At 39.3% G+C, this 8,437-nt stretch carries 6 protein-coding genes; 3 read left to right on the forward strand and 3 right to left on the reverse strand.

Features of this window, described 5'->3' with window-relative positions:
- Positions 1 to 398: 398 nt before the first annotated feature.
- The gene (locus ACFIMW_RS05815) at positions 399 to 2,384 is read left to right on the forward strand and encodes a M23 family metallopeptidase (RefSeq protein WP_375608206.1); all 1,986 of its coding nucleotides are present in this window, start codon (positions 399 to 401) and stop codon (positions 2,382 to 2,384) included.
- Between the two features lie 887 nt (positions 2,385 to 3,271).
- Here the strand turns inward: ACFIMW_RS05815 and ACFIMW_RS05820 are convergent.
- The 3 genes from ACFIMW_RS05820 to ACFIMW_RS05830 form a co-directional block, all read right to left on the reverse strand.
- A complete protein-coding gene (locus tag ACFIMW_RS05820; protein WP_375608205.1) occupies positions 3,272 to 4,702 on the reverse strand; it encodes a sensor histidine kinase in 1,431 nt (476 codons plus the stop codon).
- Between the two features lie 225 nt (positions 4,703 to 4,927).
- Positions 4,928 to 5,482, reverse strand: coding sequence for an RNA polymerase sigma factor (locus ACFIMW_RS05825; RefSeq protein ID WP_375608204.1), 555 nt, complete (start codon positions 5,480 to 5,482; stop codon positions 4,928 to 4,930).
- 7 nt (positions 5,483 to 5,489) lie between these two features.
- Positions 5,490 to 5,693, reverse strand: a complete 204-nt coding sequence (locus tag ACFIMW_RS05830; RefSeq protein WP_375608203.1) for a NepR family anti-sigma factor — start codon at positions 5,691 to 5,693, stop codon at positions 5,490 to 5,492.
- Between the two features lie 169 nt (positions 5,694 to 5,862).
- On the opposite strand from ACFIMW_RS05830, the gene ACFIMW_RS05835 reads away from it, so the two are divergent.
- Together ACFIMW_RS05835 and ACFIMW_RS05840 are read left to right on the forward strand one after the other, a co-directional pair.
- Positions 5,863 to 6,657: a response regulator gene (locus ACFIMW_RS05835; RefSeq protein WP_375608202.1), complete on the forward strand. Its 795-nt coding sequence runs from the start codon at positions 5,863 to 5,865 to the stop codon at positions 6,655 to 6,657.
- A 22-nt stretch (positions 6,658 to 6,679) separates the two neighbouring features.
- Positions 6,680 to 7,693, forward strand: coding sequence for a sensor histidine kinase (locus ACFIMW_RS05840; protein ID WP_375608201.1), 1,014 nt, complete (start codon positions 6,680 to 6,682; stop codon positions 7,691 to 7,693).
- Positions 7,694 to 8,437 lie beyond the last annotated feature (744 nt).

The following is an 8,437-nucleotide window of genomic DNA, read 5'->3' on the forward strand; positions in this document are numbered from 1 at the left end:
AACCAAAGAGTCAATATCATTTTTTATTTTTTTTAAAATAAAATATTGTAAACAACTGGTTGTATTTCAAGACATTATAGGCAAAATAAGAAGCGTATAAAAATAAAACATGAAAACAGAAAGAGTTAAAGGAAGCATGGCGCCTTTAAAGTAAAATATAGCATCCCATTGCGATGCGTAAAAATAAGAAGTCCCTAGGAATGGGTTAATCATAATAACGCTTGTTTTATCTTACTTTAATAAGGAAATTTTTCTGCACAGGTACGATTTATAAAGACATTGCGGTATAAAGAGAATTCGCATGATCTGTAATTTGTAAAAAGAATCAAATTCTTGTAGAAACAGGCTAAGCTATGCTAGCTTTCTTTATTTAATATTGAAAAGTACTCTTAAAATCTATGTGGGATAACGAACAACAAAAAAACGATCCCGGACAGGACCCTGCTCTTGTCGTCAAACGCTTGCGTCCTGAGCGCAGACAGGTCTCTGCTCGTTGGCTTACAGGAACCATTCTGACAGGAATCACTTCCTGCATTCTTATGGGTATTGCACTTTTTACAGCTCTTGATGAACAACAGCGATTGGTAACACCGCCTCAATGGTTTACGCAAGAAAACCTATCAGAATCACAAGATCTTGAAGCCAATGGCTATAAAGGTGATCGCATTTCTCCCACCCATGCACGGCAAAGCTTTGACAGAAAACGTCAATTTGAATTATCGATTCTACAAAAAAAAGGCGATGAAAAGGTCATTCAAACACAACATTTTGAATGGATTCGTATGGCTTTAGCCGAAAAGCGCCCCCAGAAATATAGCTATCCCAAATTTGATTCTTTAAGCATTCTTGCCAGTGATTCGACTAATCACAGCGCTAAACTACAAGATTCTGGACAGATTTATGGAGCAAAGGTCGAAACAAAAATCACCTTACGCAGCTATGACTTTAAGGTAAATCAATTCGATTTTGATGACACTTATACGCTGACAGATGAAGAAGCACAACAAGAAGTACAAAAAGCTGGATTTACTTTAGAAAAAAGTACCGAACTACTTTCAGTACTCACATTGATTGATCCTTTAAAATTAGAAGATACATCTTCCCCTTCTCAAGAAACAGAGCCCCCTGAAGTCCGTATCGTGCAAGAAAATGTAACCGTTTCTCCTCAAAGTCACCGTATTGATCTGACGAAAAACTATGTTGAAGATATTATTCCTATTCGAAAAAAACAAAAGATAGCCGATGCTTTCAAAAAAACCAGTTATACCAAAGAGCAAATTGAACAGGTTGTAAAAACGCTAGAAAAAATAAGCCTTTCCGATACCCTTAAAGAGGGAAGCCTTTTACGCATTGGCATCGTGACACAAGCGGGAGAAGAAGACCATCTCGTACGCGCAAGTATCTATCAAGGAATGCATCATATTCTCACCATTGCCCTGAATGATAAAGGCCAATTCATTGAAAGCACAGAGCCTAAAATGTCTAAAGCACTTAAAACGGCTTTTCAAAATGGTATTCCACATTCTTATATCAATAGCGCGCAATTACCAACGGCTTATGATGCACTCTATAGTGCTTTGCTAAGCCATAATATATCACAATCTCTCTCTCATCGTCTTATTCGTCTGCTTGCCACCAATATTGATATGAAAAGCCAGATAACCCCCAATGATCAGATTGAAATATTTTATGCCATACCACAAAGCGATAAAGAAACCCAAAACGGCAAAAAGAACTTAAAAGCCAAAGAACCCTCCAAGAACACTGATCCAGAAATTCGTTATATTAGCGCCACTTTTGGGAATACAACTTATAAATATTACCGTTATCAATTAAAAGATGGAAGCGTTGATTATTATGATTCTGAAGGGAAAAGTTCAAAACCTTTCTTGTTGCGCAAACCCACACCAAATGGCATTTTTGGCTCTCCCTTTGGCCCACGCAAACACCCTATTTTAGGCTATATTCGCATGCATACGGGTGTTGATTGGGTTGCTCCTAAAGGATCACCCATTATTGCTGTAGGAGATGGTATTGTCACAAAAGTAGGTGTAACAGGCGGCTATGGAAATCACACGGAAATTCAACATGCCAATGGGTATATTAGCAGTTATTCACATCAAAGTCGTTATGCACCAGACATCAAACCAGGCGTGAAAGTACGACAAGGACAAATCATTGGATATGTCGGATCAACAGGAATGGCAACTGGTCCCCATTGTCATTTTGAAATCATTGTCAATGGCGTCAAAGTTGATCCCATGCGCATCCGTATACCGGATAGCAAAGCCTTAACCAATCAAGACCTACAAACATTCCTACAAGAAAAAAACAATATTGATTCTTTGATAAACAGCCCGATACCCCCCTCTGAAGAGACTTAAAGCATGAAACACCTGCAGCTTTTTATGACTTAAACATCTAAAAAATATGCTTGAGCGCTTAATTTTTTTCAAAGCGATTTCCGCACTTTAAAGATCTGTAAAGGATACGCCGAAAGATATAACCACTCAAAGCAGCATAACAAGGATCAAAAATTAAACGCTCTCCTTTTCAGGTTTACCCACAACAGAAAAGTGCAAAATATGACACTCAAAAAAGCTAACGCTTCTTGTTTCTTTTATTAAAACGATAGCCCCCTTATTTGCCATGCAATAAAATCTTAAATCAAAGATGTGCCCCCTAAAGGATGAAGATTCTAAAACGCCCATCACTCTATAAACAATCCAGCTTTTTATTGAACAGATTCCACTGGTTGAACACTGATGCTGTTTAAAGCCCCAAAGGAGGGTGCTTCATGAGTTTTACGAGCACGTTTTACCTTAAGAATATTTCTCCCACACGCTTACAAAAACACCCTCTATTTAAAATTTTAACAACCCTTACAAAAAGAATAAAACGTGAAAAAACTCTCTCTTTGCAAAAAAAATCGAGCGTATCAATGTAAATATTATTGGTTCAAGCAAGCTCTTATTCAAAATAAATTTAAAGGCTAACTTCAGCACTTCAAAGCTTTAAGAAAGGAGAATGTTAAAAGCCATAATTAGAGTCAATAAAGCAAAAAGTCAGAAACAAATATGACACCAAAAGATGAAAAAATAAAGTTGCCTTTCTTGAAGACAATCAACAATTCTAAGATGAAGGTGATGTATTTGCGCTATTAAAGCCTTATTTTATCCTCCTTCTTGTGAAAAGGCGCCCTCCCCATGCCTTCGCGATAAATCAAAGGAAGCTTACCACTGGCAAAGAAAAAATTTACCATTTTTTAAAATCAGTCAGAGATTTTTTTTGAACTATTCGTGCTAAGTTTTGGCAAAGGAATGATAATCTTTGTGCCTCCTAAAGCAGAAGTTTCAAACAGAGGTTTTTCACCAAATTGCATACAAAGCTGTTCCACAACCACACGACCAAGTCCTGTCTTTTGTTTTAAAGTTTGGCTCTTCATCCCCACGCCATCATCTTCTACAATGAGCATCAATTGTCCATTTGGCTCAGGACCAAAGGAGATATAAATATGGCCCGACCGTTGATCAGGAAAGGCATGTTTTAAAGAATTGGTCAGCAACTCACCAAGGATAATTCCAAGTGTTGTTGCATCTCTTGAAGACAGGCGACACTCTTTAAAGTTGGTGTGAATGGTGATGTTTTCACGCAATTCAAAAGGAACCGCCAATTCGACATCATGCACAACAGAACTGAGAAACTCTGCCAATAGTGTCGTTTCCATATCATCACTTAAACGCAAACGACGATGTGCTGTGGAAATTGTCTGAATACGATCCCGTGCAGCCCCTAGAACAGCACGGACTTCTTCATTTTTACTCCGACTTAACTGAAGCCCCAGCAAAGAAGACACCGTGCCAAGAGAATTGCCAATGCGATGGCTTGCATCCTGCAACAATATTTCAACCCGTTGGCGTTCTTTTTCGGCGTGATTGCGTGCTTTTTCTAATTCTTGTGTTCGTTCCTTCACGCGTGCTTCTAGAGCGATATTTTCGCTATGGAGCAGCAATTGATACAATTTTAAAGAACGCACATCACGATGAAAACGATTAATAACAAAATAGGCCGAAACAAAAGTACTAACAACAGAAACAATAGCCGCCAATGTTAAAGCAGCACGCATCAATGCGATACCCTCGCGCTGTTTTTGGCGCACCACATCATCCCCATTAATAAAACTTGTCATCAATTGCGCTAAACGTGCCACGGGAATTTTTGATACTTCCAAAGAGTCCGCATGAGAAAGTTGAGAAGGTTGTTCAGAAATCGCATCAAGAGCATGCATATGGGCACTCATAAAGGCTTTTCGTGCTTCAACCTCTTCTTTAAAAGCCGTAAACCATTTATACCACTGCGGATGCGCATAAACAATAAGTGCGATATAATCGAGAATATCCCCCAACTCCCGCTCTGAATTTTCAAAACGTATTTTATCTTCCACCTTGCGCGTTTTTGCATAACTGCGATCAGCAACAGCCATATCAATCAAGCTAATAAGAACCAAATCAGCCTGTTCGCGCAATTCTGAACTTGTATTCAACTGGGCGACTTCTCTATCAACGGCATTTGAAAGCAACATAATAAAAACCGATGCTAAAAGAGCCATAACAAGAGAAACAACAATCGCGGCCCATCGCCAGCGTGATATCGTTACATCAGAAGAAGGCATTTGAGGCAGCAAATTTGTCTTTGTTGTCATAGAATTTCCATTGGCGAACTTGAAAGACGTCATTTTTCAGCACAAAGGAAGGCAGCCTTATGAAACATAAGGTCAAAAGCCCGTGAGAGAGTTTCATACAGGCTTTTCTTGTGTTCCAAAGGATACACGCCAAACACTCTGAATTTCCTCAGATACTGACTTTACTGTAATAGCTATAACGGGAATAAAAAAAACAAGGCTATCGATCATAATTATTATGCTTTTTTAGCCGTTAAATGAACATAATGTACTCCCAGCGGAATAAGAATCAGGACCATAATCGGATTCACCATTAACATTAAGAAGTTCTTGTAATCGATTACGCGCCCTACTCACACGGCTTTTAATGGTTCCAACAGCACACCCACAAATAGTTGCAGCATCTTCATAGGAAAATCCTGATGCCCCAATGAGAATAATGGCTTCTCTTTGATCAGCAGAAAGCAGATTTAAGGCTTTTTTAAAATCTTGCAAATCAAGGGATCCATATTGAGCAGGATGCACAGCGACATTTTGAGTAAACACGCCATCAGTATCTTGAACTTCCCGCCCCTTTTTGCGCATTTGACTATAAAATTCATTACGCAAAATCGTAAAAAGCCACGCTTTAAGATTGGTTCCCATCTCAAAACTGTCTTGCTTAGCCCATGCTTTCATAACAGTATCTTGGACCAAATCTTCGGCTTTATCGTGCTTGCCACTTAAAGAAACAGCAAAAGCGCGTAAAGCCGGCAACACCAACAGGAGTTCTTGTTTAAAGTTTTTTGTGCACTTTGACATAAAGGATTCAAACCTTTTCCACATTGTTTAAGCTAAATTGCTCTGCGCGCTCCAACCTCTCTAAAAGCTCGAGCAAACACCGTGGTAGTGCTTCTTCCTGAATTTCCATGTAAAATTGGCGTAATTTCCGTGCTATTTCGCTATTGACCCCGAGAAGATCATCTCCAACTGTAAATTGTGTGGTGAGATTTTTTTCATCACGGTCGTTCATTTTTCATCCCCCTAATCCATATAATATCAGTAGCACCGCGAAGAATTTTTTCGCCTTATGGTTGTAAATATAGCTATCGGTAAAAAGTTCCATACAAATCAAGGAACTTTTTTATCAGTTGAGAATTTCAACCAACAAAATGCTTGCAAGGTAAAAGGAGTTATAAATTATGTCATTATCAACGCGCATTGCCCCACATCTTCCCTATCTTCGGCGTTTTGCCCGCTCTGTCACCGGCAGCCAATTTTCTGGGGATGCTTATGTATCAGCGATGCTGGAAGCACTCATTGCCGACATCTCCATTTTTCCCAAAGCCTCCAGTGATCGAATTGGAACCTATTGGCTTTTTTGCCATCTTTTTGACCAAACCACACCGAATATTCCTGAACCCCTGCCCCAATTTGGTCTTGAACAAAAAACCAGTGCCAAATTATCGTATCTCACGCCCCGTGCACGCCAAGCATTTTTGCTCATTGCCGTTGAAGGGTTTCATGAACAAGAAGCCAGTGAAATCATGAATCTGGATACGAAGGAATTCCGCAAGCTTCTCAACCAAGCATCCCTTGATATTTCTCAACAAATTGCCACGCAAGTGATGATTATTGAAGATGAACCTCTTATTGCGCTTGATATTGAGCAAATGGTAGAAAGCTTAGGTCATCATGTTGTAGGAATAGCGCGAACGCGCGATGAAGCTGTCATCATGTATCATAAGAAAAAACCACGGTTGATTTTGGCTGATATTCAATTAGCCGATAACAGTTCAGGTATTGACGCGGTCAACGAGATTTTAAAAAATGACCGTATACCGGTAATTTTCATCACGGCTTTTCCCGAAAGGCTGCTGACCGGCGAGCGTCCAGAACCAACTTTTTTAGTGACCAAACCTTTTAACCCTGATATGGTGAAAGCGCTTATTTCCCAAGCTTTATTTTTTCAAGAGAATGCTTCTAAAGCAGCTTAGAACAGAGTAACATCTTAAAATTATGGTCGTTACACCTCTTTCAAAGCCTCCCATGGAAAGATCTCACATGAGTGCGCTCATGCAAGCGATTCATGGTGCTGATATTTGTGTTCTCTATCAGGCAACAAATCTGGTTTATTTATGGGCTGAAAACTTGCCGCACCATTTGCACCATAAATGGCGGGTTGGGTGTCGTGACAGCGACTTTTTTTCGCTTGACCTTGCAGACAATATGGAAACCATCAAACTGCAAGTTTTAGCCAGTGGCAAAATGCAAACTGTTGAAGCACGTTTTGAAGATATAAGCAAACAAGAGATTTGGTACAAATTTTCTATTGATTGCCACCGCAATGATACCGGAGACATTATCGGTATTATCACCACTGGTGTTAACATTTCCGGCTTACGCCGACGCGAACAAGTGCTTAAAATCCTCCTTCGAGAAGTAAGCCACCGTTCTAAAAATCTTCTCGCGATCATTCAAAGTATTGCCAGCCAAACCGCGCGCTATACTGAATCTCTTCAAGTTTTTCTACGCAAATTTCAAGGTCGTCTTCATTCTCTTTCTCATTCTCAAGATCTGATTACCGATTCTGATTGGCGTGGTGCTCAATTTCGCGAATTAGTCCAAACGCAAGCTTTAGGCTATTTAATGAAAGAAACAGAACGTTTTTCACTTGAAGGCATAGATCCTTACCTCTTTCCCAATGCCGCTTTGCATATTGGTTTGGCTTTCCATGAATTGATTGTCAATTCTCTTTCTTTTGGTGTTTTATCGCAAGAAAAAGGTAGTGTCTGTGTACGCTGTGAAATCGAAACAAAACTGAATGGCAAAACGCAACTTATCATCACTTGGAATGAAAATTTCGAATCCAGCGTCTCTCCCACAAACAATATAAAAGCTTGTTTTGGCAGTGCTGTTCTTGAAAAAATCGTTCCCATTTCTGTCAATGGTTCAGCTTCGCTCACATTAACAGAAGAAGGGATTGTTTATAGCCTCTCTGTTCCTGATACTTATTTTGATATTTTGTCTTAAAGCGCCTTTCAAACAATAAACAAGGGAAGGTTCCCCTCTCCAAAAAAAATTCTAATCCGTTCTATGAAGCACAAAAAGATTGTCCAATCTTTTTAAATCAACCTCTATAGTTCCTCAAACCTTAACGATGAGAACTTAAAGCCGCATAAAGCCCTTTCCTGTTCATCAACCTTTATCGCTCATACAGCTGCTATTTTAAGACAGATATTAAAACGATTAAGAGCAAGCAGTCAGCTTTTATAGACCAGATCAAAGTGCGCATATTGCACATATCTTTTCGTAATTTCCATAATGGGTCTATAATTTCATCACGACAACATCTTTTAAATCGCGGCCATTACACATTTTATGCTCTTATTTATCGTGTTCTTTCATGGGGTCATTCTCTTCACTCCCAATAGAGCATCCAAAACAAAAATATAAGACATATATTTGCGTTTCTCATTCACACACTTTTTTAATATTTCCCAGCACGTTCAAGCCCATTTCAAAACAGCCACTGTAAGTGTATAAGCCATTAAGCACGCTCTCCTTACTTCACTTCATGCCCCTCTTTACCTCATGAAAGTACTAGCTGCGCATTATAATACCATTTCCCCCATGTTACAACAAGCTCTTGACATCTGAGAGAATTAATCAAAGGCATTTAGTCCTTTCTTTAAATATTTTTACCCCTCCTTTTTATGACGTGCGAACCAATGATTTTGCTCGATTCAATATAGAACATCCTTGCCTTGGGAACTG

This window comes from Bartonella sp. AC329YNZD, from assembly GCF_042196685.1.
Lineage (GTDB): Bacteria > Pseudomonadota > Alphaproteobacteria > Rhizobiales > Rhizobiaceae > Bartonella.